We start from the raw sequence: 24,975 nt of genomic DNA on the forward strand, positions 1-24,975 counted from the left end.
CGCCCTGGCTCCTTACACTCGCGCCCCATGACTGTGCAAATCCGCCTGGCCACCGAGGCCGATGCCACCCTGCTCCCCGCCATCGAGCGCAGCGCCGCCGCGCTGTTTCGCCGCGACCCCGAACTGGCCTGGCTGGCCGACGCCGAGGTGCCCAACGCGGTGCAGCACCGCGAACATATCCGCCAGCAGCGGGTGTGGGTGGCGGTGCTCGAGCAAGAGGTGTGCGCCTTCCTCGACGCCGAAGCCTGCGCCGACGCGCTGCATATCTGGGAAATCTCGGTCGCCAGCACCGCCCAGGGCCGTGGCATCGGCCGGCGCCTGCTGCAGACGGTGTGCGAACAGGCGCGCCAGCAGGGTTTTACCGCCCTGACCCTGAGCACTTTCCGCCAGTTGCCATGGAATGAACCTTTCTACCAGCGCTGCGGCTTTGTCACCCTGGACGCCAGCCAACTGGGCCCACGCCTACAACAGGTGCTGGCCGAAGAAACCCAGCACGGCCTACCCGCCGCCCGCCGCTGCGCCATGCGCCTGACACTGCCCGCCCAACCCACCCCAGCGTAGGAGTGAAGCTTGCTCGCGAAAGCGGTGTGGCAGGCGAAATCGGGGTTGCATGGGCCGGCCTTTTCGCGAGCAAGCTTCGCTCCTACGGATTTCGTGGGTGTCGGGAGGTTCGGGGTTGCGGGCATGGTCGAGAAAGCACAGCGCTGCGCACTGCCTGCATAACCCATCCCAGCGTAGGAGCGAAGCTTGCTCGCGAAGGCGATGTGGCAGGTGGGATCGGTGTGGCATGGGCCGGCTTTTTCGCGAGCAAGCTTCGCTCCTACGGGGCCCTGGGCGGGCTGTGGCGCTGGCTGCGACAGTACAAAAATAATGCACTTAAACAGCATTATTATGAATTTGTAGGCGCTTGGTTTGATCGGCAAACTGTGCCGGTTCCTCCCCCCAAATGTTGGAACGCTTCAGGGCTTTCTGGTGATCCAGACAAGCCCTTCTTTTTGCCCGCTGAACTGGAACTGGACTGCTTCGTCATGCTCGCTCGCTGGAAACCCGCTGCCATCAATACCCGCCCTTCGGAATGGAGCCGCGCCGCAATCGGCATGGCCTTGGGCACGCTACTGAGTGTCTGGTTATGCGGCCGGGTGTTCGGCATGGAAGTCGCGCTGCACCTGATCGGGCCGCTGGGGGCTTCGGCGGTGCTGCTGTTCGCCGTGTCGTCCGGGGCGCTGGCGCAACCCTGGTCGATCCTCGGCGGCTACCTGTGCGCGGCGGTCCTGGCGTTGCTGGTGGCCCATGTGCTCGGGCGCACCCTGGGCAGTGCCTGCCTGGCCGCCGGCATGTCCCTGGTGCTGATGTGCTGGCTGCGCTGCCTGCATCCGCCGGCCGGCGCCGTGGCCCTGACAATGGTGCTGGCCGACCCCGCCACCATCGCTCTCGACTGGCTGGCCCTGGGCCCGGTAATGCTGGCGGCGCTGTGCCTACTGGTAAGCGCCCTGGCCTACAACAACCTGACCCGCATCCGCTATCCCAAGGGCCAGAGCGAGCCCGCGACCAAGCTGCCCGCCGAGCAGCCATCCACCGATGCCCTGGCCATCACCGCCGCGGACCTCAAGCTGGCGCTGGATGAGATGCAGGAGTTCTTCGACGTCACCCCGCAAGACCTGGAGCAACTGATCCACGCCAGTGAGGCCCATGCGCGCCGGCGCAGTATTGGCGAGGTGTTGGCGCCGCGGGTTTGATCGGGTTTTGCGGACAGATCGCGGGCTCAGGTTTTACGGCAGCTGCGTTGCCGATCGCAGCCTCGCGGGCTCGGCAGCGGCTACACAGACTCCGCGATCCCTGTAGCCGCTGCCGCAGGCTGCGATCGAGCGCGAAGCGGTCGTAAAACCAGGCGCCGCGCTTTCAAGAGTGTCCCGACTCAGATCATCGGGTCCCAGCGCTGCGACCAGTCGGTGTCGCTGGCGACCACTTCGCGCAACACCTCGAAGGCCTGCTGCAACTCCGCCGAATCCCGTTCGCGGGCGTACAGCAGGTAGGTCGGGAAATTGAACTCCGGGGCCTTTTCCACCCGTTCCAGCACGCCGCTGTCCAGATAGCTCTGCACCACCCGCGTGCGGAAGTAGCCACTGCCGCCGCCTTCGAGGATGAACTGCAAGGCCAGCGGCCCGAGGTTGAAACCCACCGCGGCCTTGGCTTGGTCCGGCAGCGCCGCGTCGTGCTGGCGACGGAAATCCTCGCCCCAGTCGATGTACACATAAGGCTCGGGCTTGCCGGCCAGGCGTACCAAAATCAGTTTTTCCTCCAGCAACTGCTCGACCTGCAACCCCGGCCCATACACCGGCTGGAACACCAGCGCGGCATCCAGCACGCCAAGCTCCAACTGGCGTTGCAGGCTCGCGCCCTCGGCGATCTGGCTGCGCACCGCGTGGCTGGGAATCGCCTGGCGCAAGCGCCTCACCCAATTGAGCATCAACGGGTTGCACAGGCTGACTTCACCGCCGATGTGCAGCACGTTGCGGTAACCGGCGAGCAACGGCAGGTCGCGCTGGGCGGCTTCCCAGGTCTGCACCAGCTGGTTGGCGTAGACGATGAACGCCTCGCCATCGGCCGTCAGCCGGGCCCCGGCGCGGTTGCGCACGAACAGCTTGCAGTTGAGCTGGCCCTCAAGGTTCTGCACCCGGGCGCTGATCGCGGTCTGGGTCAGGTGCAATTGCTCGGCCGCGGCGATCAGGCTGCCGCTGCGGACAATTTGCAAAAAGGTGCGGGCCAGGTCGATGTCCATGTTGCCTCTGGGGGAGCGAAAGTCGAGCGCCATTGTAACGAGCCGACGCCATCGAGCCATCCCGTGCCCGGGGTTTCAACTTCTGCAACGGCTGAAACTTGCAAGCTGACGGCAAGATAACAACCACGATATATATCGGTAGTTGCTGTTCAAGTCAGGCTTGGCCGACACCCCGACTTTTCTGCACTTGGGAAAATAATGACGTATTTGTTAAGTTACTTCGTGAAATATCTTGCCTGTCCAGGCAAACGATATTTTCACAAAACAGCCACTGATCATCGACAAAAACTTCCCAAGAATTAACGCACTCGCCAGCTTGGGGATTGTCGATGTCGCAGTTATTAGAAACCTTATTGAAACATCACCGAAAACAACTTTCGCGTTACGCCTTGGTCGGGGCCCTCGCCACCTTGAGTCATTACGCGCTGTTTCTGGCATTGATCCCTTCCCTGCCGGCGTTGCTGGCAAGCCTGCTCGGCGCTGGCCTGGGCACCTGGATCAGCTATCAGGGCAATAACCGTTGGACGTTTTCCCGGGCAAACGGCGACGCCAGGGCGAATCAGGCCCTGCGTTTCTGCATGAGCGCCGCTGGCTACAACCTCGGCAATGCGTTGCTGATGCTGTTGCTGCTGCGCCTCGAACCCGACTCGCCACTGTTGATGCAAGTGCTCAGCACCCTCTGCCTGACCCTGGTCAGTTACTGGATAAATCGAACCTGGACTTTTAAGAATGAACTTGCCTAGTTGTGCTCGGCCGGACAGTCACGAATTCATCAGCGTGATTGTCTGTTGTTATAACGAAGCCCATGTACTGCCCGAATTCCATCGCCGCCTGATGCGGGTGCTGAATACACTTTCGGTGGTCTACGAAGTGCTTTATGTAAACGACGGGAGCCAGGATGGCAGTTCCGAGTTATTGGAAGCGTTCTGCCGCGTTCCCCGCATACGTTGCCTCAATTTGAGCCGCAACTTCGGCAAGGAATCCGCGATGTCCGCGGGCATAGACCATGCCGCGGGCGATTCGGTGCTGTTTATCGACGCCGACTTGCAAGACCCGCCAGAACTTATTCCGCTGATGGTCCGGCAGTGGCTGGCCGGTAACGACATCGTCAATATGCAACGCAGCGACCGGCGCAGCGATACCGCCGGCAAACGCCTGGGCGCGCGGCTCTATTACAAGCTGATGAACCTGCTGGTGGACAAGTACCCGGTGCCGCCGGACGTCAGCGACTTCCGCCTGATCGGCGCCGCGCCCCTGGACGCCCTGCGCAACATGCCCGAGCGGGCCACCCTGATGAAAGGCCTGGTCAACTGGCTGGGTTTCAAGACCGTGGAGATTCCCTACGAGCGCGCGCGCCGGGGGGCCGGCGAGTCCAAGTGGAGCCCCATGGCCCTGGTGGACCTGGCCATGGAGGGCGTGCTGGCGTTCTCCCGCAAGCCCTTGCGCTGGTTCAGCGTGCTCAGCCTGGCGACCCTGTTGCTGACCGCCGGCTACCTCTTGCGCCAGTGGTTGATCGACGCCTTCGACGTGCATCACCTGATCCTCGGCGCCCTGGCGCTGGCCCTGGTGGGCATCGCCATGGTCGGCGAATACATCGGCGCCACGCTGGTCGAGGTCAAGCGCCGCCCTCTGTACTTCCTGCGCAGCACCTTCGGCGGTTTTTCCCGGCAACTGCAAACCCCTCCCAGTGTTCAACCCGGCGAACAAGACGAGACTCGATGAACAGCCTTTCGACCCGCACCCTATGGTGGCTGCTGCTCGGCATTCTGAGCGTGCGCCTGATGACCCTCGGTTTTTACCCCCTGATGGATACCTCGGAAGCGCGTTACGGCGAGATGGCGCGCAAGATGCTCGAACTCGACGACTGGGTAACGCCGATGTTCGACTATGGCGTGCCCTTCTGGGGCAAGCCGCCGCTGGCCTTCTGGACCCAGGCCTTGAGCATGCAGCTGCTGGGCGTCAACGAGTTCGCCGCGCGCCTGCCGGCCTGGCTGCTGCATGTCGGCAGTTGCCTGATCCTTATCCGTTTTGCCCGGCAGGAATACGACGAACGCACCGGGCTGGTCGCCGCCATCCTGTTTTCCAGCTCCAGTCTGGGCCTGGTCTCGGCAGGCGTGGTGCTGACCGACCCAGCCCTGAGCTTCGCCGTGCTGCTGGCCTGCTATGGGTTCTGGCGCGGCACCGTGCATGCCGATCGGGCCTGGGCCCTGGCCGGCTTCTTCGGCCTGGGCCTGGGGTTGCTGGCCAAGGGGCCGCTGGTGCTGGTGCTGGTGGGCGCCCAGGCGGGGCTCTGGACCCTGTTGAACAGACAATGGCGCGCCCTTTGGGCGCTGCCCTGGTTCAGCGGCCTGCTGCTGATGCTGCTGGTGGCGCTGCCCTGGTACCTGTGGGCCGAACTGCGCAGCCCCGGTTTTCTCGATTACTTCCTGGTCGGCGAACACTGGAAACGCTATGTGATCAGCGACTGGGGCGGCGATCTGTATGGCAGCGCCCATGCGCGACCGATCGCCAGTATCTGGCTCGACCTGCTGCTGGCGCTGTTCCCCTGGAGCCTGTTGTTGCCCCTGCTGTACGGGGTCTATCGGCACTACGCGGGCATGCGTCTGTCCCTGAGTTTCATCACCCTGTGGGCGCTCGTGACCCCGCTGTTTTTCACCTTCTCGGGCAATATCCTCTGGACCTATGTGCTGCCCGCCCTGCCCGCCTGGTGCCTGCTGCTGGCCCTGGCCCTGCGCACGCGCTTGAATGCCCCAGGCAAGCTGGTCGTCGGCCTGGCGCTGGCATTGCCCCTGGGCTTGACGGTGGCGGTGGTCGAGGGCGCGTCGTTCCAGCGGCCGCAGAACCAGGAAGCCCTGGCCAGGGCCTGGAGCAAGCTGCAGGCAACGGAGGCCGCGCCGCTGTACTACTGGGGGCGGCGCTCCTATTCGGGGGAGTTCTACAGTGCGGGCCAGGCACGGCGGATCAAGAGCATCGCCCAGCTGCCCGCCAGCGGCGCCTTCTACCTGGCGCGCCGGCTGAAGGACCTGGAACAGGACCGCTCGCGGCTACAACCGCTGGGCTGCGAGGAACGGCTACGGGCCAGCCAGAGCGTGCTGTTCAAGTGTTCGGGACGCTAACCTCAGGCCGCGGACATTTGGATTTATCGCGACCCGGCACAGCTGATAACGGCTCGCTCAAAGCCGATTCTGTCGCGAGCCGGGCAAAGCCAGGGCCCAGAGTCCTCGCCAGGGGCGACCGCATGCAAAAATGCACAGCCAGCCTGCATTTATCCTGGGTGTACTGGGCAAATTTGCACTGTTACGATCCGTCATCGTTCGCGCGCGAACACACCGATAAAGAACAATAAAAGCAGGGAGTTAGTGATGACTGCTCAGGTTCCATCCCAGGCCACGCGAGACGCCGGCACCGCGCCGGTGGAGGCCTCGCAACAGGACGTGCTGGCCGAAGTCCGCAACCATATCGGTCACCTGACCCTCAACCGCCCCGCCGGCCTCAATGCCATCACCCTCGGCATGGTGCGCACCCTGCAACGCCAGCTCGATGCCTGGGCCCAGGACCCGCAGGTGCACGCGGTGGTCCTGCGCGGTGCCGGCGAGAAGGCGTTCTGCGCCGGTGGCGATATCCGCACGCTCTACGACAGCTACAAGAACGGCCAGACCCTGCACGAGGAGTTCTTCGTCGAGGAATACGCGCTGGACCTGACGATCCACCATTACCGCAAGCCGGTGCTGGCGCTGATGGACGGCTTTGTCCTCGGCGGCGGCATGGGCCTGGTCCAGGGCGCCGACCTGCGGCTGGTCACCGAGCGCAGCCGCCTGGCGATGCCGGAAGTGGCCATCGGTTATTTTCCCGACGTCGGCGGCAGTTACTTCCTCTCGCGCATCCCCGGCGAGCTGGGCACCTACCTGGGGGTCAGCGGCGTGCAGATCCGCGCCGCCGACGCCCTGTACTGCGGGTTGGCGGACTGGTACCTGGAGAGCGACAAGCTGAGCCTGCTCGACCAGCGCCTCGACAGCCTGCAATGGCACGACACTCCGCTCAAGGACCTGCAAAGCCTGTTGGCCAAGCTTGGCGTGCAGCAACTGCCGGATGCGCCGCTGGCGGCGCTGCGCCCGGCCATCGATCATTTCTTCGCCCAGGTCGACGTACCGTGCATCGTGCAACAGCTGCGCGAAGTGACCCTGGGCAATACTCATGAATGGGCCGTCAGCACCGCCGACCTGCTCTCGACCCGTTCGCCCCTGGCCATGGCCGTGACCCTGGAAATGCTCCGGCGCGGCCGCCAGCTGAGCCTGGAAGACTGTTTCGCCCTGGAACTGCACCTGGACCGCCAGTGGTTCGAGCGCGGCGACCTGATCGAGGGCGTGCGCGCCCTGCTGATCGACAAAGACAAGAACCCGCGCTGGAACCCGCCGACCCTGCAGGCGCTGGACGCCGCGCACGTGGCGAGTTTCTTCAGCGCTTTCGACCCGAGCCGGAGCTGAGCCATGCACGACATTGAATTGAGCGAAGAGCAGGTAATGATCCGCGACATGGCCCGGGACTTCGCCCGTGGTGAAATCGCCCCCCATGCCCAGGCCTGGGAAAAGGCCGGCTGGATCGACGACGCCCTGGTGGCGAAGATGGGCGAACTGGGCCTGCTGGGCATGGTGGTGCCCGAGGAATGGGGCGGCACCTATGTCGACTACGTGGCCTACGCCCTGGCGGTGGAAGAGATTTCCGCCGGCGACGGCGCCACCGGTGCGCTGATGAGCATCCACAACTCGGTGGGCTGCGGGCCGATCCTCAACTTCGGCAGCCAGGAGCAGAAACAGACCTGGCTGGCGGACCTGGCCAGCGGCCAGGCGATCGGCTGCTTCTGCCTGACCGAACCCCAGGCCGGTTCCGAAGCCCATAACCTGCGCACCCGTGCCGAACTCAAGGACGGCCAGTGGGTGATCAACGGCGCCAAGCAATTCGTCAGCAATGGCCGGCGCGCCAAGCTGGCCATCGTTTTCGCCGTGACCGACCCGGAGCTGGGCAAGAAAGGCCTGTCGGCTTTCCTGGTGCCGACCGACACCCCGGGGTTTGTCGTCGACCGCAGTGAACACAAGATGGGCATCCGCGCCTCGGACACCTGCGCGGTGACCCTCAACCAGTGCACCGTCCCCGAAGCCAACCTGCTGGGCGAGCGCGGCAAGGGCCTGGCCATCGCCCTGTCCAACCTCGAAGGCGGCCGCATCGGCATCGCCGCCCAGGCCCTGGGCATCGCCCGTGCCGCCTTCGAGGCGGCGCTGACCTACGCCCGCGAGCGGGTGCAGTTCGACAAGCCGATTATCGAGCACCAGAGCATCGCCAACCTGCTGGCCGACATGCACACCCGCCTCAACGCCGCGCGCCTGTTGATCCTGCATGCCGCGCGCCTGCGCAGCGCCGGCCAGCCGTGCCTGTCGGAGGCGTCCCAGGCCAAGCTGTTCGCCTCGGAAATGGCCGAAAAGGTCTGCTCCTCGGCGATCCAGATCCACGGCGGCTACGGCTACCTCGAGGATTACCCGGTGGAGCGTTATTACCGGGACGCGCGGATCACCCAGATCTACGAAGGCTCCAGCGAGATCCAGCGCATGCTGATTGCTCGGGAGTTGAAGCATTATCTGGTGTGACCCCCAAGAGCTTCGCGGGCAAGCCTCGCTCCTACGGGGTTGTGTTGTTTGCGCCACAGCGATCAACACCCACGCCCGTAGGAGCGAGGCTTGCCCGCGAAAGCATTTCCCCCGCCGCCAACCGATGTAGCCGCTGGCGCAGCCTGCGATCGACCAGGACGGTCGCAAGGCGGGCAACGCGGAACCGCGTCAAGGCCGACAGCGAGTCCTTCGGCCTCGATCGCAGGCTGCGCCAGCGGCTACAGGCACACGCGTTGCCCGCGATAGCGTCCGGACAAACACCGCACAAAAAAATCGCAGCCAAGGCTGCGATTTTTGCTGGCCAGCGACAGCCTGGACTATTGGTCCTTGAACTGCGCCTCGCGCTTGGCGATGAACGCCGCCATGCCCTCTTTCTGGTCGTGGGTGGCGAAGGCCGCGTGGAACACTCGGCGCTCGAAACGCACGCCTTCCGAGAGGCTGACTTCGAAGGCGCGGTTCACGCTTTCCTTGATCATCATGCTCACCGGCAACGACTTGCCGGCAATCAGCGCCGCGACCTTCAACGCTTCGTCCAGCAATTCGTCGGCCGGCACGATGCGCGCGACGATGCCGCAACGCTCGGCTTCGACCGCATCGATAAAGCGCCCGGTCAGGCACATTTCCATGGCCTTGGCCTTGCCCACGGCGCGGGTCAGGCGCTGGGTGCCGCCCATGCCCGGGAGCACGCCGAGGTTGATTTCCGGCTGGCCGAATTTGGCGTTGTCGCCGGCCAGGATGAAGTCACACATCAGCGCCAGTTCACAACCGCCGCCCAGGGCAAAACCGTTGACCGCGGCGATGATTGGCTTGCGCCGGTTGGCCACCCGGTCGCTGTCGCTGAACAGGTCGTCCATGTAGATCTGCGGGTAGGTCAGCTCGGCCATTTCCTTGATGTCGGCGCCGGCGGCGAAGGCTTTCTTCGAGCCGGTGAGGACGATGCAGCCGATCCGCGGGTCGGCTTCCAGGCTGTCCAGGGCCTGGTTCAGTTCGCTGACGATCTGCGCGTTGAGGGCGTTCAGCGCCTGCGGACGATTGAGGGTGATCAGGCCGACGCGGTCCTTGATCTCCAACAGAATGGTTTCGTAGCTCATCGATGGATTTCCTTGTTAAAGATTGCGCGAAATGACCATGCGCTGAATGTCGCTGGTGCCTTCGTAGATCTGGCAGACCCGCACGTCGCGGTAGATGCGCTCCAGCGGAAAGTCGTTCAAGTAGCCATAGCCGCCCAGGGTTTGCAAGGCGGCGGAACAGACTTTCTCGGCCATTTCCGAGGCGAACAGCTTGGCCATCGACGCCTCCACCAGCGCCGGCTTGCCGCTGTCGCGCAGGGCCGCGGCGTAATGCACCATCTGCCGCGCCACGGCGATCTGGGTGGCCATGTCCGCCAGGCGGAAGGCCACCGCCTGGTGCTCGATCAGCGGCTTGCCGAAGCTCTGCCGTTCGCGAGCGTAATCGCGCGCCGCCTCGAACGCCGCACGGGCCATGCCCACCGATTGCGAGGCGATGCCCACGCGGCCGCCCTCAAGGTTGGCCAGGGCGATCTTGTAGCCCTCGCCCTCCTCGCCCAGGCGGTTGGCCAGCGGCACCTTCACGTCCTCGAAGAGAATCTGGCAGGTGTCGGAGGCATGCTGGCCGAGCTTGTCTTCCACCCGCGCGACGCTGTAGCCCGGCGAGTCGGTGGGCACGATAAAGGCGCTGATGCCGCGCTTGCCGGCCGCCGGGTCGGTCACCGCAAACACGATCACCACCCCGGCGTTCTGCCCGGAAGTGATGAACTGCTTGCAGCCGTTGAGCACGTAGTGATCGCCTTCCAGCCGCGCTCGGGTTTTCAGGCTGCTGGCGTCGGAACCGGCCTGGGGCTCGGTCAGGGCGAAGGCGCCAAGCATGGCGCCGCTGGCCAGGGGCTTGAGGAAACGCTCCTTCTGCTCATCGTTGCCGAACTTGAGGATCGGCACGCACCCCACCGAGTTGTGCACGCTCATGATGGTCGAGCAGGCGCCGTCGCCGGCGGCGATCTCTTCCAGGGCCATGGCATAGGCCAGGTAACCGGTGTCGCAACCGCCCCACTGCTCCGGCACCAGCATGCCGAAGAAGCCCAGCCCGGCCATCTCGCCGATGGCCTCGCGGGGGAAGCGATGCTCGCGGTCCCACTCGGCGGCGAACGGCTTCAGGCGTTCCTGGGCAAACTGCCGCGCCGCGTCGCTGATCTGCTGTTGTTCGTCGTTAGGCAGCATGGTGGTTCCTTAATACAGGCATTCGACGGCCATGGCCGTGGCTTCGCCGCCGCCGATGCAGATGGCTGCGACGCCGCGCTTGAGGCCTTGCTGGCGCAGGGCCGAGATCAGGGTCACGAGGATCCGCGCGCCGGACGCGCCAATCGGGTGGCCCAGGGCGCAGGCGCCGCCGTGGATGTTGACCTTCTCGTGGGGGATTTCCAGCTTCTGCATGGCAACCAGGCTGACCACGGCGAAGGCTTCGTTGATTTCGAACAGCTCGACCTGATCCAGCGACCAGCCGGTCTTGCTCATCAGCTTCTTGATCGCCCCGACCGGCGCCACCGGGAACAGCCCCGGGGCATCGGCGAATGCCGCATGACCGTGGATCACCGCCAGCGGCTTGAGCCCACGCTTCTCGGCCTCGGAACGGCGCATCAGCACCAGGGCCGCGGCGCCGTCGGAGATCGAGCTGGAGTTGGCCGCGGTGACCGTGCCGCCATCGCGGAACGCCGGTTTCAGCGCGGCGATCTTGTCCAGCTTGGCCTTGGGCGGCTGCTCGTCGTCGCTGATGGTTTGCTGTTCCTTGCCGACCATGACCTGCAGCGGCACGATTTCCGCCTTGAAGCTGCCGTCCTTGATCGCCTGCTGGGCGCGGGTCAGCGAGGCCACGGCAAAGGCGTCCTGGGCTTCGCGGCTGAAACCGTTGGCCTCGGCGCAGTCTTCGGCGAAGGTGCCCATCAGGCGGCCCTTCTCGTAGGCGTCTTCGAGGCCGTCGAAGAACATGTGGTCCAGCACCCGCCCGTGGCCCATGCGGTAGCCGCTGCGGGCGCGGTCCAGCAGGTAGGGAGCGTTGGACATGCTTTCCATGCCGCCGGCGATCACCACCTCGGCGCTGCCGGCCAGCAGCATGTCGTGGGCGGCGATGGTCGCGGCCATGCCGGAGCCGCACATCTTGTTCAGGGTGGTGCAGCGGGTGGCCTTGTCCAGCCCGGCGCCCAGCGCCGCCTGGCGGGCCGGTGCCTGGCCCAGGCCGGCCGGCAGCACGCAGCCGAATAGCACTTCATCGACGCTGTCGCTGGCCACCCCGGCACGCTCGACGGCGGCGCGGATCGCCGCGGCGCCCAGCTGCGGCGCGGTCAGGCTTTTCAGTTCGCCCTGGAAACCGCCCATGGGGGTGCGGACGGCGCTGACGATGACGATAGGATCGTGGTTCATGATGAATCTCCTTATTTGGCGGCCATGCGCAAGGCGCCGTCGAGACGGATCACCTCGCCGTTGAGCATGCTGTTGGTAATGATATGCCCGACCAGCGCGGCGTATTCGTCCGGCTTGCCCAGGCGTGGCGGGAACGGCACGCCGGCGGCCAGGGAAGCGCGGACTTCATCGCTCATACCGGCCATCATCGGGGTTTCGAAGATGCCCGGGGCAATGGTCATCACGCGGATGCCGAAGCGCGCCAGCTCGCGGGCGACCGGCAGGGTCAGGCTGGCAATCGCGCCCTTGGAGGCGGCATAGGCGGCCTGGCCGATCTGCCCGTCGAAGGCGGCTATCGACGCGGTGTTGATGATCACCCCGCGCTCGCCGTCGGCATTCGGCTCGCTGTCGGCAATGGCGGCCGCGGCCAGGCGCAGCAGGTTGAAGCTGCCGATCAGGTTGACGTTGATCACCTGGCTGAAACTGGCCAGGGCGTGAGGGCCGTTCTTGCCGAGGATTTTCTCGCCACGCACGATGCCGGCGCAGTTGACCAGCCCATGCAGGCTGCCGAATGCCTTGAGCGTGGCCTGCACGGCCGCTTCGGCGGCTGCTTCATCGCTGATGTCGGCGACCGTGCTCTGGCAGCCGAGCCGCTGCGCCTGGGCCGCGACGGCCTCGGCGTTGAGATCCACCAGCATCACTTGGGCGCCGGCCTTGACCAGCATCTGCGCGGTGGCCGCGCCGAGACCCGAAGCACCGCCGCTGACGAGAAAAACCTTGTGTTCGATCTGCATCATGAGTTCCTGTAGTTCAGGCCGAAGCCTTGTGCGCCGTGGCCTCTTGAGCCTTGGCGATTTCCTGGTTGCGCAGGATAAAGCGCTGCAATTTGCCGCTTGGGGTTTTCGGCAATTCGCTGACAAATTCGATTTCACGCGGGTAGGAATGCGCGGCCAGGCGCTTGCGCACGTACTGACGCAGCTCCTCGGCCAGTTCCGGCGTGGCGCGGTACTGGGCGCCTATCACCACGAAGGCCTTGACCAGTTCGGTGCGCTCCGGGTCGGGCTTGCCGATCACCGCCGCTTCGATCACCGCCGGGTGCTCGATCAGCGCGCTTTCCACGTCGAACGGGCCAACCCGGTAACCCGACGTGGTGATCACGTCGTCGCTGCGCCCGACGAAGCTGATGCTGCCGTCCGGGTTCAACTCCACGGTGTCGCCGCTGAGGTAATAGTTGCCGACGAAGGCCTTGGTCACCACGCCGTGGTAGCCGTTGAACCAGAACATCGGCGACTGGCTGCGATCGACGGCCAGGATGCCCGGCTGGCCGACCGCCAGTTCCTGGTGCTGGTCATCGAGCACCACGATGCGGTGGCCCGGCGAGGCGAAGCCGGCCGCGCCGACATGCACCGGGTGGTCGAGGCCGTGGTGATTGCACAGGACCATGCCCATTTCGGTCTGGCCGTAATGGTCGTGGATCACCACGTCGAGGTTGTCGGCGAACCAGCGGATCACCTCGGGGTTCAGCGGCTCGCCGGCGCTGCTGACGATGCGCAGCTTGCCCTTGATCGAACGGGCGAACTCGTCGCCACCGGCGATCAGCAGGCGGTAGGCGGTCGGTGAACCGGTGAGGTTGCTGATGCCGTATTTGTTGATCACCCGGCAGGTGCTTTCCAGGGTGAACGGCCCATCGTAGAAAGTGATCGGGTGGCCCAGGCCCAGCGGGCCGGTGATGCCGAAATAGATGCCGTAGGCCCAGCCCGGGTCGGCGACGTTCCAGAATGCATCCTCGGGGCGCAGGTCCACGGCGTCGCGGGTGTAGCTCTGGAACGCGACGATGGCCTTGAGCGGCACGTAGAGCGCCTTGGACGGGCCGGTGGTGCCGGAGGTGAACATCAGCAGGAACGGGTCTTCGCCGGTCAGCAGCACGGGGTCGCACTGCGCCGGGTAATTGCCCAGCTCGGCCCAGAAACTGAAATCGCCGCGGACCAGGCCCTGGCCCTTGGCGCCAGTGACCGTGACGATGGTCGGGCAGTCGGCCACTTCAGCGAGTTTCGGCCGGTTGACCGCGTCGGTCACCACCAGCTTGGCCCCGGAACTGCCCAGGCGATGTTCGATGGCCTTGGGGCCGAAGGCGGTGAACAGTGGCTGGTAGACCGCGCCGATGCGCCAGGTGGCCAGCACCACGATCAGCAGTTCGACGTTGCGCGGCAGCAGGCCGGCGACCTTGTCGCCCTTCTGCACGCCCTGGGCCAGCAGGAAGTTGGCAAAGCGCGCGGCCTGCTCCTGCAATTGCGTGAAAGTGTAGGTCGCGCTGCTACCGTCGCGGCCCTCCCAGAACAGTGCGATGCGCCCCGGCAAGGCATGCCGGTCACAGCATTCGACGCAGGCGTTGAGTGCCGACAAGGAGCCGTGCAGCGCAGCATCGACGGTGTGCTGATAATTGAAGTGTGCCGTGGCAGACAGGTAATCGCGCATTGCCAGAATCCCTCACTGTTCTTATTAGGATGGGAACCACAAAAACATCGGGCAAATACTGGCGCCACAGCCCGGGCGGGACAATGGTCAAAGCTTTCAAGTTGCGTGACTGGTTTGGCCAAGAAACCCATGGCGGCCAGCCCCTGTAGCCGCCGAGCCTGCGAGGTTGCGCAGCGGTCGCAGGCCGGGTGATGCGTTTTGCCTGACGCACTGCAAGTTCAGGTTTTGCGGCAACTGCGTTGCCGATCGCAGCCTCGCGTTGCTCGACAGCGGCTACAGGAATTGGTGTGGCCGCTGCCGAGGTTGCGCAGCGGTCGCAGGCCGGGTGATGCGTTTTGCCTGATGCACTGCAAGTTCAGGTTTTGCGGCAACTGCGTTGCCGATCGCAGCCTCGCGTTGCTCGGCAGCGGCTACAGGAATTGGTGTGGCCGCCGCCGAGGTTGCGCAGCGGTCGCAGGCCGGGTGATGGGTTTTGCCTGACGCATTGCAAGTTCAGGTTTTGCGGCAACTGCGTTGCCGATCGCAGCCTCGCGTTGCTCGGCAGCGGCTACAGGAGTTGGTGTAGCCGCTGCCGAGCAACGCGAGGCTGCGAGGCTGCGACCGGTTGCAGCGCAACCGCAAAACCTGAATCCGCGATCTGCCTGGAGAAGCGCGTTGGCAGGCTTTGCGGCTGCTGCGGCGGAATACCGCCCAACCCGATCGCAGGCTGCGCCAGCGGCTACATCCATGGCAGGCGCTCAGATTGGGTCGTTGAGGATCAGGCTGCGGTAATGCCCGGGGTTGGAGCCGGACCATTTGCGAAAGGCCTTGTAGAACGAACTGGCGTCGGCGAAGCCCAGGCGACTGGCGATCTCCGTGAAGCTGATCTGCGGCTCGGCCAGCCAGACGATCGCCAGCTCCTTGCGCACCCCGTCCTTGAGGCCCTGATAGGTCTGCCCTTCTTCCGCCAGGCGCCGGCGCAGGGTCGAGGCCGACATGCACAGGCTGTGGGCCAGGCTCTCGGTTTCCGGCCACTGGGCGGCGGGCAACTGGCGCAGGTCGTGCTTGATGCGGCTGGCCAGGCTCTGCGGGTCGCGGTATTTGACCAGGATATTGGCCGGCGCCTGGGCCAGGAAGCGCTTGAGCTCCTCATAGCTGCGCTTGATCGGCAGGTCCAGGCAGTCGGCGGCGACGATCATCCGCGTGCGCGGCCGGTCGAAGCGCAGGTTCTGCGAGAACATCACCTGGTAGTCATCGCAGAAATCCGGCTCCGGGCAGCGCAGCTCGATGGCCAGGATCGGGATGCGCCGCCCGGCCAGCCAGCAGGCCACGCCGTGGACGATCATCCAGTAGGTGAAATAGGTGAAGGCGCGACAAGGTGCCCGCTCGTCCTCCAGCAGCACAATTTCCGCCAGGCTCTGCTGGCGCACCAGTTGCGCCGGCAGGCGTTCGAACATCAGCGACAGGAAAGCCAGCCCCGACTCCAGGCCCGCCGCCAGGTTCGGCTGGGCCATGGCGGTGCGGCAGAGGAACTCCAGGCTGCCGGATTTCAGCTTGCGCGGGTCCATGCCGAAGAACTCATCGTCCGTGCGCCGGGCCAGCAGGCGCCACAATCGGGCATAGGCGGTTGCGGGAACGCGGGCGGTGCTGGCATCCAGCTGCTCCGGGTCGATGCCGACCTTGAGCAGCACTTCGTCGCTGGCGGCACCGGGGGCGCAGCTTTGCAGCAGCGCTTCGCGCACCAGTTGCATGGAGATGGTGTCTTTTTCCGACATCGTGCTTGAAGGTTTCCGGCAAAAAGGATGGCTGGCCATCTTAGGCAGTGACCCGCAAAAAGCCAGCTTGCGGTATATATCCGATGCTATGCGCGACTTTTACCTAGTTCCATTGCGACACATCCTAAATTTAGCCGGATCGCTGCGAATAGCCGCCCACGAGCGCTATTAGCAATTGATCTCAAATAGGATTCGCTCTCACCAAAACAGAGCGCTTCCCATGCAACCGAAAAACCCCGCACTGCCGCAGCATCGCTTGCTGGCCTCGACCCTGGGCCTCGCCCTCGCCTCCTGCGCCAGCGCGGCCGAAGCCGGCGAACGGCAAAAACCCCTGCAACTGGACAACATCAAGGTCGAGGCCGAGCAACCCGGCTCCAGGACCGAACGCTCCGCCTCCGCCAAGTATGTGGCGCCGCTGCTGGACACCCCGCAGACCATCACCGTGGTGCCGCCCAAGCTGATCCAGGAACAGCAGGCGCTGAGCCTGCGCCAGGTGCTGTCGAACGTCTCCGGCATCACCTTCAACGCTGGCGAAGGCGGTGGCGGCTCGGGGGACAGCATCAACATCCGCGGCTTCTCGGCCAACAGCAACATACAGATCGACGGCCTGCGCGACAGCGCGCAAACCCACCGCTCCGACACCTTCAACATCGAGCAGGTGGAGGTCGTCAAAGGCCCCAACTCGGTGTTCGGCGGCGCCGGCACCACCGGCGGCAGCATCAACCTGATCAGCAAGCAGCCCAAGGCCCGGGCCTTCACCCGCCTGGGCGGCAGCCTCGGCAGCGACAATTACCAACGCCTGACCCTGGACAGCAACCAGCCGCTGGAGGGCGTTGGCCAGGATAGCGCGGTGCGGATCAACCTGATGGGCCATCGGAACGACGTGCCCGACCGCGGGCAAATCGACCGCGAACGCTGGGGCATCGCGCCGTCGCTGCGCCTGGGGTTCAGCGACGCCACTCGGTTGACCCTCAGCGCCTTCCACCAGAGCGACGACAACCTGCCGGACTACGGCGTACCGGCGCTTGACGGCAAGAAGCTGGCCGGGGTCAAGCGCGACGCCTATTTCGGCTGGAAGAACCTCGACAAGGAACAGATCGAGCAAGACGCCTTCACCGCCGACTTCGAGCATGACTTCAGCGACCACCTCCGCCTGCAGAACCTCACGCGCTACAGCCGCACCGCCCGCGACACCGTTGTCTCGGCGTCCCATGTCAACACCCGCGGCCTGCCGCCGGGTCGCTACCGCCCGGCCGGGCCCCAGGCCTACGGGCGCGACGCCACCACCGAGATGTGGATCAACCAGACCCAATTGCTCGGCGACTTCGAGTTCGCCGGCATGCGCCATGACCTGGTGGCGGGCCTGGAGCTATCCCGCGAAACCCTCGACCTCAAGACCTACAACCACGGCCTGAACGCCGCCTTGTATCCGCGCAACGGCTATGCCCTGGGCAGCCCACCCGGGCGCTGGAACGGCCCGGTCAAGAAAACCACCAGCGGCTACACCGAGACCGCCCTCAAGGGCCAGGCGTATTACCTGTTCGACAGCATCGCCCTGAGCGAGCGCTGGGACCTCAACCTCGGCCTGCGCTACGACAAGATCAAGGGCGAGGTCGACAAATACTCGGCAAGCCATGTAAAGAGCGAGAGCCTGGCCTCGGACGTGAACAAGGCCAGCGCGCGTACCGGGCTGGTGTTCAAGCCGAGCGAAAACGGACGCATCTATGCCGCCTGGGGCAACTCCTTCAACCCTTCCGCCGAGAACCTGGCCACCACCGGCGGTGGCTTGAGCAAGGGCAACCAGGACCTGGCGCCGGAAAAGAACCAGACCTGGGAACTGGGCACCAAGTGGGAGCTGCTGGACCGGCGCCTGGAACTGGACGCCGCGCTGTTTCGCGTAGAAAAGAGCAACGCCCGGGAAACCATGGCCGACGGCTCGACCCAACTGGCCGGCAAGCAGCGGGTGCAAGGCGCCGAAATTGGCGTCACCGGGCATGTCACCGAGCGCTGGGACGTGTTCGCCAACTACACCTTCCTCGACAGCGAAACCCTCAACGCGGCGAACACCGCCTCGGGCATCGCGCGCAAGGGCCAGGCCCTGGGCAACACGCCACCGCGCTCGTTCAACCTGTGGACCACCTATGAGCTGCCGGCCGGCTGGACCCTGGGCTACGGCAGCCGTTATGTCAGCGAGCGCAACGTCACTTCCAGCAGCCGCGCCAAGCTGGACGCCTACTGGGTGCACAACGCCATGCTCGGCTACAAGGTCAACCACAACCTCGACCTGCAACTGAACGTCAACAACCTGTTCGACAAGGACTACGTGGAGCGGGTGCGCCAACAGAGCGGCTCGACGACGCGCTCCTCGGCCATCGAATACGGCGACGCCCGCGCGGCGATCCTCTCGGCCAACTATTCGTTCTGAGCCCTTCCCTCCAGCGCGAAGCCCCGTCGGCACTGGGCTTCGCCGCTGCCATTGGCGCCCTCCGCCCCCGCAAAAACCGATACGCAATCTCTCAGGCTTTACCCGGCTTGAACCGGTGAATCCTTGGCCCATGGCGGCTTGCGCCGGCAGAGCGTTTTCAGCGCAGTGCAAAAAAGTATCGATTCAAGTGTCAGGGATGATTTGTCAGCACGGCCGTTGAGGGCTGTAATCAGCCGCACATTCTTCCCAGCATCCGGAAGACACAACAACAATAACCGTCCTTCTGCCGCCCACCGGGCGCGGAAGAGGAGTGCACGATGAAACCCAGCCTTACAGCCCTGCTTGTCACCACCTGCATGAGCCTCAGCGGCGTCAGCCTCGGCGCCCAGACCGTGACCATCGCCACCGTCAACAACAGCGACATGATCCGCATGCAGAAACTCTCCAAGGTCTTCGAGAGCGAGCATCCGGACATCAAGCTGAACTGGGTGGTGCTCGAAGAAAACGTGTTGCGCCAGCGCCTGACCACCGACATCGCCACCCAGGGCGGGCAGTTCGACGTGCTGACCATCGGCATGTACGAAGCCGCGCTGTGGGGCGCCAAGGGCTGGCTCGAACCGATGGCAGGCCTGCCCGCCGCCTACGACCTGCAGGACATCTTCCCCTCGGTACGCGAAGGCCTGTCGGCCAAGGGCACGCTGTACGCCCTGCCGTTCTACGCCGAAAGCTCGATGACTTATTACCGCACCGACCTGTTCAAGGACGCCGGCCTGGTCATGCCCGAGCACCCGACCTGGGAGCAGATCGGCGAGTTCGCCGGCAAGCTCAACAAGCCCGCGCAGGAGCAGTACGGCATCTGCCTGCGCGGCAAGGCCGGCTGGGGCGAGAACATGGCCCTGATCACCACCCTGGCCAACGGTTTCGGCGCGCGCTGGTTCAATGAGCAGTGGCAGCCGGAATTCAGCGGGCCGGAATGGAAAAACGCCCTGGCCTTCTACGTCGACACCATGAAAAAGGCCGGCCCGCCGGGCGCCTCCAGCAACGGTTTCAACGAGAACCTGGCGCTGTTCAACAGCGGCAAGTGCGCGATCTGGGTCGACGCCAGCGTCGCCGGCTCCTTCGTCACCGACAAGGCGCAGAGCAAGGTCAGCGAACACGTCGGCTTTACCTACGCGCCGCAGCAGGTGACCGACAAGGGCAGCGCCTGGATGTATTCCTGGGCGCTGGCGATTCCCACCAGCTCCAAAGCCAAGGACGCGGCGCGGACCTTCGCCACCTGGGCCACTTCCAAGGAATACGGGGCCCTGGTCGCCGAGAAAGACGGCATCGCCAACGTGCCGCCAGGCACTCGCGCTTCCACCTACAGCGAGGCGTATATGCAGGCCGCGCCGTTCGCCAGGGTGACCCTGGAATCGTTGAAAGTCGCCGACCCGACCAAGCCGACCCTCAAGCCGGTGCCCTACATCGGTATCCAGCTGGTGACCATTCCCGAGTTCCAGGCCATCGGCACCCAGGTCGGCAAGCTGTTCTCCGCCGCGCTGATCGGCCAGACCACGGTCGACCAGGCCCTGGCCGCCGCGCAGCAGACCACCGAGCGCGAAATGAAACGCGCCGGCTACCCGAAATAACCTTCGTCTGTAGGAGCGAGGCTTGCCCGCGATAGCCGCACCGCGGTCCATCCGGTCACGGCGTCATGGCTCTTCGCGGGCAAGCCTCGCTCCTACGGAAAAACACACCTGGACGGTTGTGATCGCCATGAATACCTCGACTGCCAATGCTCATCTGCAAATGCCCCAGGTCGCGCGCAAGCGCCGCCTGCTCAACCCCGGCTGGTTCCTGGTCAGCCCCTCGGTGGCGCTGTTGCTGCTGTGGATGATCGTGCCGCTGGGCATGACCCTGTACTTTTCGCTGATCCGCTACAACCTGCTGTACCCCGGCGAGAACCAGTTCGTCGGGCTGGAGAACTTCAGCTACTTCCTCACCGATTCGGGCTTTTTGCCCGGGGCCGGCAATACCCTGCTGCTGGTGGGCAGCGTGCTGCTGATCAGCGTGGTGTTCGGCGTGCTGATCAGCGCCCTGCTGGAGGCCAGCGAGTTCTTCGGCCGCGGCGTTGTCCGGGTATTGCTGATCTCGCCGTTCTTCATCATGCCCACGGTGGGCGCGCTGATCTGGAAGAACCTGATCTTCCACCCGGTGTCGGGGATTCTCGCCGCGCTGTGGAAGCTGTTCGGCGCCCAGCCGGTGGACTGGCTGGCCCATTACCCGCTGCTGTCGATCATCATCATTGTCTCGTGGCAGTGGCTGCCGTTCGCCATCCTGATTTTGATGACCGCCATGCAGTCGCTGGACCAGGAACAGAAGGAAGCCGCGCGCCTGGATGGTGCCGGGGCCATCGCGATCTTCTGGCACCTGACCCTGCCGCACCTGGCGCGGCCGATCGCGGTGGTGGTGATGATCGAGACCATCTTTTTGCTCTCGGTGTTCGCCGAAATCTTCACCACCACCAACGGTGGCCCGGGCTACGCCTCGACCAACCTCGCCTACCTGATCTACAACCAGGCGCTGGTGCAGTTCGATGTGGGCATGGCCTCGGCCGGCGGCCTGATCGCCGTGGTCATCGCCAATATCGCCGCGATCGTCCTGGTGCGAATGCTCGGCAAAAACCTGACTGACAAGCCCTGAGGTGCGCGCCATGACCCTGCAACAATCCCGCCGCCTGCAAAGCCTGCTGCTCGGCACCCTGGCCTGGATTATCGCGATCCTGATCTTCTTCCCGATCTTCTGGATGCTGCTGACCAGCTTCAAGACCGAAATCGACGCCTTTGCCACGCCGCCGCAGTTCATCTTCACGCCGACGCTGGAGAATTACCTGCACATCAACGAGCGCAGCAACTACTTCGCCTTCGCCTGGAACTCGGTGGTGATCTCCTTCAGCGCCACCGCCTTGTGCCTGCTGATCGCGGTGCCGGCGGCCTACTCCATGGCCTTCTTTGAAACCCGCAACACCAAGCGCACCCTGCTGTGGATGCTGTCGACCAAGATGCTGCCGCCGGTGGGCGTGCTGATGCCGATCTACCTGCTGGCCAAGAGCTTTGGCCTGCTGGACACGCGCATCGCGCTGATCGCGATCTACACCCTGATCAACCTGCCGATCGTGGTCTGGATGATTTACACCTACTTCAAGGACATCCCCCGGGACATCCTCGAGGCGGCGCGGCTGGACGGCGCCACCCTGGGCCAGGAAATGCTCCGGGTGCTGCTGCCGATCGCCAAGGGCGGGCTGGCCTCCACGGTGCTGCTGTCGCTGATCCTGTGCTGGAACGAGGCGTTCTGGTCGCTGAACCTGACCTCCTCCAACGCCGCGCCCTTGACCGCGCTGATCGCCTCCTACTCCAGCCCCGAAGGGCTGTTCTGGGCCAAGCTTTCGGCGGTCTCGACCCTGGCCTGCGCGCCGATCCTGATCTTCGGCTGGATCAGCCAGAAACAACTGGTGCGCGGCCTGTCCTTCGGCGCCGTGAAATAACCAGACGACTCACTACCTGTAGCCGCTGCCGAAGGCTGCGATCGAGCCGCAGGCTCGCCAGCGATCGCCCGGGCGCCGAGGCCCCTGCGGTGCCTATCGCAGCCTGCGGCAGCGGCTACACCGACATTCAGAAACATGGAGGCCCATCATGGCCAACCTGAAAATCACCAACCTGCAAAAAGGCTTCGAAGGTTTTTCCATCATCAAGGGCATCGACCTGGAGGTGCGCGACAAGGAGTTCGTGGTCTTCGTCGGCCCCTCGGGCTGCGGCAAATCCACCCTGCTGCGGCTGATCGCCGGCCTCGAGGAGGTCAGCGGCGGCAGCATCGAGCTCGATGGCCGCGACATCACCGAAACCAGCCCGGCCAAGCGCGACCTGGCGATGGTGTTCCAGACCTACGCCCTGTACCCGCACATGAGCGTGCGCAAGAACATGTCTTTCGCCCTGGACCTGGCCGGCGTGCCGAAAGCCGAGGTGCAGCAGAAGGTCGACGAAGCGGCGCGCATCCTCGAACTGGGGCCGATGCTCGAGCGCAAGCCCAAGCAGCTGTCCGGCGGCCAGCGCCAGCGCGTGGCCATTGGCCGGGCCATCGTGCGCAACCCGAAGATCTTCCTGTTCGACGAGCCGCTGTCCAACCTCGACGCGGCGCTGCGGGTGCAGATGCGCCTGGAGCTGGCGCGCCTGCATAAAGAGCTGCAGGCGACCATGATCTACGTGACCCATGACCAGGTGGAAGCCATGACCCTGGCCGACAAGGTGGTGGTGCTCAACGGCGGCCGCGTGGAACAGGTCGGCTCGCCGCTGGAGCTGTACCACAGCCCGGCCAACCTGTTTGTCGCCGGCTTCCTCGGCACGCCGAAAATGGGCTTTCTCAAGGGCCGGGTGAACCGGGTCGATGGCCAGGGCTGCGAGGTGCTGCTCGATGCCGGCACCCGCATCCAGCTGCCGCAGAGCGGCGCCAGCCTGAGCGTCGGCAGCCCGGTGACCCTGGGCATTCGCCCCGAGCACCTGGAGCTGGCCCGCCCCGGCGATTGCGCCTTGCAGGTCACCGCCGACGTCAGCGAACGCCTGGGCAGCGACACCTTCTGCCATGTCCTCACCGACTCCGGCGAAGCCCTGACCATGCGCATCCGCGGCGACCTGGCCAGCGCCTATGGCCAGCAACTGAGCCTGAACCTGGATGCCGAGCACTGCCACCTTTTCGATGCCGACGGCGTGGCCGTGGCCAGGCCGCTGCGCGCCGCCGCCTGAACGGGAACCGAACGATGAAACTCAACAGACACAACCTCCACTGCCTGGCCCCTGAGGTCCGCCTGCCCGCCTACGACCTGGCCGCAACCCGGCACGGCATGGTGCATATCGGCGTGGGCGGTTTTCACCGGGCGCACCAGGCCTATTACACCGATGCCTTGATGAACACCGGCGAAGGCCTGGACTGGAGCATCTGCGGAGTCGGCCTGCGCGCCGAGGACCGCCGCGCCCGCGACGACCTGGCTGGCCAGGATTACCTGTTCACCCTGTTCGAACTGGGCGACAGCGATGCCGCCGAAGTGCGGGTGATCGGTGCCATCCGCGACATGCTCCTGGCCGAGGACGGCGCCCAGGCGCTGATCGACAAACTCGCCAGCCCGCAGACCCGCATCGTCTCGCTGACCATCACCGAGGGCGGCTACTGCATCGACGACAGCAGCGGCGAGTTCATGGTCCACCTGCCGCAGATCCAGCACGACCTGGCCCACCCGCAGCAACCGCGGACCGTGTTCGGCTTTCTCTGCGCGGCCCTGGCCCAGCGCCGGGCAGCCGGAATCCCGGCCTTTACCTTGATGTCCTGCGATAACCTGCCGCACAACGGCGCGGTGACGCGCAAGGCGCTGCTGGCCTTCGCCGGGCAGCGCGACGCCGACCTGCGCGAGTGGATCGCCGCCAACGTCAGCTTCCCCAACGCCATGGTCGACCGCATCACGCCGATGACCAGCACCGCCCACCGTTTGCAGCTGCACGACCAGCACGGCATCGACGACGCCTGGCCGGTGGTCTGCGAGCCGTTCGTGCAGTGGGTGCTGGAAGACAAGTTCGTCAACGGCCGGCCGGCCTGGGAAAAGGTCGGCGTGCAATTCACCGACGACGTCACGCCCTATGAAGAGATGAAGATCAAGCTGCTCAACGGCAGCCACCTGGCCCTGACTTACCTGGGCTTCCTCAAGGGCTATCGCTTTGTCCACGAGACCATGGCCGACCCGCTGTTCGTCGCCTATATACGCGCCTATATGGACCTGGACGTGACCCCGCAACTGGCGCCGGTGCCGGGCATCGACCTGGGCGACTACAAGGACACCCTGGTGGCGCGCTTTTCCAACCGGGCGATTGCCGACCAGCTGGAGCGGGTCTGCTCCGACGGTTCGTCGAAGCTGCCCAAGTTCACCGTGCCGACCCTCAACCGCCTGATCGCCGAGGAGCGCAACCCCGAGCGCGCCGCCCTGGTAGTCGCGGCCTGGGCCCTGTACCTCAAGGGCGTGGACGAAAACGGCGACACCTACGCCATTCCCGATCCACGGGCCGCATTCTGCCAGGCGCTGGTGGCGGACGACGGCGCGATCAGTCAGCGGCTGCTGGCGGTCGAGGAAATCTTCGGCAGCGCCATCCCCAATTCGCCCGCCTTTGTCGAAGCCTTCGAACGCTGCTACACCAGCCTGCGCGACAACGGCGTGAGCCGCACCCTGGAGCGGGTATTGGCCCGGGACCGCTGATGCTTGCCTGTCGCCGATGCGTTTCTCCAGGCAGATCGCGCATTCAGGTTCTGCGATTGCTACGCAACCGATCGCAACCTCGCGAGCTCGGCAGCGGCTACACCGCCGTCGCACCTGTAGCCGCTGCCGAAGGCTGCGATCGGCGGCGTAGCCGACGCAAGGGCGGCCAACGCGTTTCGCCAGGCAGACCGCGGACTCAGG

General features: G+C 65.0%; 20 protein-coding genes. 13 read left to right on the forward strand and 7 right to left on the reverse strand.

Annotated features, from left to right (window positions below; genetic code table 11):
• Positions 1 to 27 precede the first annotated feature (27 nt).
• Both BLV20_RS03240 and BLV20_RS03245 read left to right on the forward strand, forming a co-directional pair.
• Positions 28 to 561: a GNAT family N-acetyltransferase gene (locus BLV20_RS03240; RefSeq protein WP_092296851.1), complete on the forward strand. Its 534-nt coding sequence runs from the start codon at positions 28 to 30 to the stop codon at positions 559 to 561.
• A 467-nt stretch (positions 562 to 1,028) separates the two neighbouring features.
• A complete protein-coding gene (locus tag BLV20_RS03245; protein ID WP_092296854.1) occupies positions 1,029 to 1,736 on the forward strand; it encodes an HPP family protein in 708 nt (235 codons plus the stop codon).
• 179 nt (positions 1,737 to 1,915) lie between these two features.
• On the opposite strand, the gene BLV20_RS03250 is transcribed toward BLV20_RS03245, so the two are convergent.
• Positions 1,916 to 2,779: a LysR family transcriptional regulator gene (locus BLV20_RS03250; RefSeq protein WP_092296856.1), complete on the reverse strand. Its 864-nt coding sequence runs from the start codon at positions 2,777 to 2,779 to the stop codon at positions 1,916 to 1,918.
• A 329-nt stretch (positions 2,780 to 3,108) separates the two neighbouring features.
• Here BLV20_RS03250 and BLV20_RS03255 point away from each other — a divergent pair, with 329 nt between their 5' ends.
• The 5 genes from BLV20_RS03255 (at position 3,109) to BLV20_RS03275 (ending at position 8,418) form a co-directional block, all read left to right on the forward strand.
• A complete protein-coding gene (locus BLV20_RS03255) occupies positions 3,109 to 3,522 on the forward strand; it encodes a GtrA family protein (protein ID WP_092296859.1) in 414 nt (137 codons plus the stop codon).
• The gene (locus tag BLV20_RS03260) at positions 3,509 to 4,501 is read left to right on the forward strand and encodes a glycosyltransferase family 2 protein (RefSeq protein ID WP_139192675.1); all 993 of its coding nucleotides are present in this window, start codon (positions 3,509 to 3,511) and stop codon (positions 4,499 to 4,501) included. Before BLV20_RS03255 ends, BLV20_RS03260 begins: the two co-directional genes overlap by 14 nt.
• Positions 4,498 to 5,895 (forward strand): ArnT family glycosyltransferase, encoded by a 1,398-nt coding sequence (locus BLV20_RS03265; protein ID WP_092297029.1) that lies wholly within the window; start codon positions 4,498 to 4,500, stop codon positions 5,893 to 5,895. Before BLV20_RS03260 ends, BLV20_RS03265 begins: the two co-directional genes overlap by 4 nt.
• A gap of 246 nt (positions 5,896 to 6,141) precedes the next feature.
• The gene (locus BLV20_RS03270; protein WP_092296862.1) at positions 6,142 to 7,263 is read left to right on the forward strand and encodes an enoyl-CoA hydratase/isomerase family protein; all 1,122 of its coding nucleotides are present in this window, start codon (positions 6,142 to 6,144) and stop codon (positions 7,261 to 7,263) included.
• 3 nt (positions 7,264 to 7,266) lie between these two features.
• Positions 7,267 to 8,418, forward strand: a complete 1,152-nt coding sequence (locus tag BLV20_RS03275) for an acyl-CoA dehydrogenase family protein (RefSeq protein ID WP_092296865.1) — start codon at positions 7,267 to 7,269, stop codon at positions 8,416 to 8,418.
• A 338-nt stretch (positions 8,419 to 8,756) separates the two neighbouring features.
• Here BLV20_RS03275 and BLV20_RS03280 read toward each other — a convergent pair whose 3' ends face one another.
• The 6 genes from BLV20_RS03280 to BLV20_RS03305 all read right to left on the reverse strand — a co-directional run bounded on the left by BLV20_RS03280 (position 8,757) and on the right by BLV20_RS03305 (position 16,078).
• On the reverse strand, positions 8,757 to 9,530 hold the full coding sequence (locus tag BLV20_RS03280; protein WP_092296868.1) for an enoyl-CoA hydratase: 774 nt from the start codon (positions 9,528 to 9,530) through the stop codon (positions 8,757 to 8,759).
• Positions 9,531 to 9,545: 15 nt separating this feature from the next.
• Positions 9,546 to 10,673 carry an acyl-CoA dehydrogenase gene (locus tag BLV20_RS03285; RefSeq protein ID WP_092296871.1) on the reverse strand — a complete coding sequence of 376 codons (1,128 nt, stop codon included), beginning with the start codon at positions 10,671 to 10,673 and terminating at the stop codon, positions 9,546 to 9,548.
• Between the two features lie 9 nt (positions 10,674 to 10,682).
• Positions 10,683 to 11,873, reverse strand: coding sequence for an acetyl-CoA C-acyltransferase (locus BLV20_RS03290; protein ID WP_175540134.1), 1,191 nt, complete (start codon positions 11,871 to 11,873; stop codon positions 10,683 to 10,685).
• Positions 11,874 to 11,881: 8 nt separating this feature from the next.
• The gene (locus tag BLV20_RS03295; RefSeq protein WP_092296877.1) at positions 11,882 to 12,643 is read right to left on the reverse strand and encodes an SDR family NAD(P)-dependent oxidoreductase; all 762 of its coding nucleotides are present in this window, start codon (positions 12,641 to 12,643) and stop codon (positions 11,882 to 11,884) included.
• 16 nt (positions 12,644 to 12,659) lie between these two features.
• Positions 12,660 to 14,324, reverse strand: coding sequence for an AMP-binding protein (locus BLV20_RS03300; RefSeq protein WP_092296880.1), 1,665 nt, complete (start codon positions 14,322 to 14,324; stop codon positions 12,660 to 12,662).
• A gap of 737 nt (positions 14,325 to 15,061) precedes the next feature.
• Positions 15,062 to 16,078: an AraC family transcriptional regulator gene (locus BLV20_RS03305; RefSeq protein ID WP_092296884.1), complete on the reverse strand. Its 1,017-nt coding sequence runs from the start codon at positions 16,076 to 16,078 to the stop codon at positions 15,062 to 15,064.
• 220 nt (positions 16,079 to 16,298) lie between these two features.
• Here BLV20_RS03305 and BLV20_RS03310 point away from each other — a divergent pair, with 220 nt between their 5' ends.
• From BLV20_RS03310 to BLV20_RS03335, 6 genes are all read left to right on the forward strand, one after another.
• On the forward strand, positions 16,299 to 18,503 hold the full coding sequence (locus BLV20_RS03310; RefSeq protein ID WP_092296886.1) for a TonB-dependent receptor: 2,205 nt from the start codon (positions 16,299 to 16,301) through the stop codon (positions 18,501 to 18,503).
• A gap of 356 nt (positions 18,504 to 18,859) precedes the next feature.
• On the forward strand, positions 18,860 to 20,131 hold the full coding sequence (locus tag BLV20_RS03315) for an ABC transporter substrate-binding protein (RefSeq protein WP_371914295.1): 1,272 nt from the start codon (positions 18,860 to 18,862) through the stop codon (positions 20,129 to 20,131).
• A 127-nt stretch (positions 20,132 to 20,258) separates the two neighbouring features.
• On the forward strand, positions 20,259 to 21,185 hold the full coding sequence (locus BLV20_RS03320) for a carbohydrate ABC transporter permease (protein WP_092296893.1): 927 nt from the start codon (positions 20,259 to 20,261) through the stop codon (positions 21,183 to 21,185).
• Between the two features lie 10 nt (positions 21,186 to 21,195).
• The gene (locus tag BLV20_RS03325; RefSeq protein WP_092296896.1) at positions 21,196 to 22,026 is read left to right on the forward strand and encodes a carbohydrate ABC transporter permease; all 831 of its coding nucleotides are present in this window, start codon (positions 21,196 to 21,198) and stop codon (positions 22,024 to 22,026) included.
• A 148-nt stretch (positions 22,027 to 22,174) separates the two neighbouring features.
• The gene (locus tag BLV20_RS03330) at positions 22,175 to 23,278 is read left to right on the forward strand and encodes an ABC transporter ATP-binding protein (RefSeq protein WP_092296899.1); all 1,104 of its coding nucleotides are present in this window, start codon (positions 22,175 to 22,177) and stop codon (positions 23,276 to 23,278) included.
• A 14-nt stretch (positions 23,279 to 23,292) separates the two neighbouring features.
• Complete coding sequence (locus BLV20_RS03335) at positions 23,293 to 24,774, forward strand: mannitol dehydrogenase family protein (protein ID WP_092296901.1); 1,482 nt, start codon at positions 23,293 to 23,295, stop codon at positions 24,772 to 24,774.
• Positions 24,775 to 24,975: the final 201 nt, after the last annotated feature.

The sequence above is a fragment of the Pseudomonas sp. NFIX28 genome (assembly GCF_900107395.1).
Taxonomy (GTDB): Bacteria; Pseudomonadota; Gammaproteobacteria; order Pseudomonadales; family Pseudomonadaceae; genus Aquipseudomonas.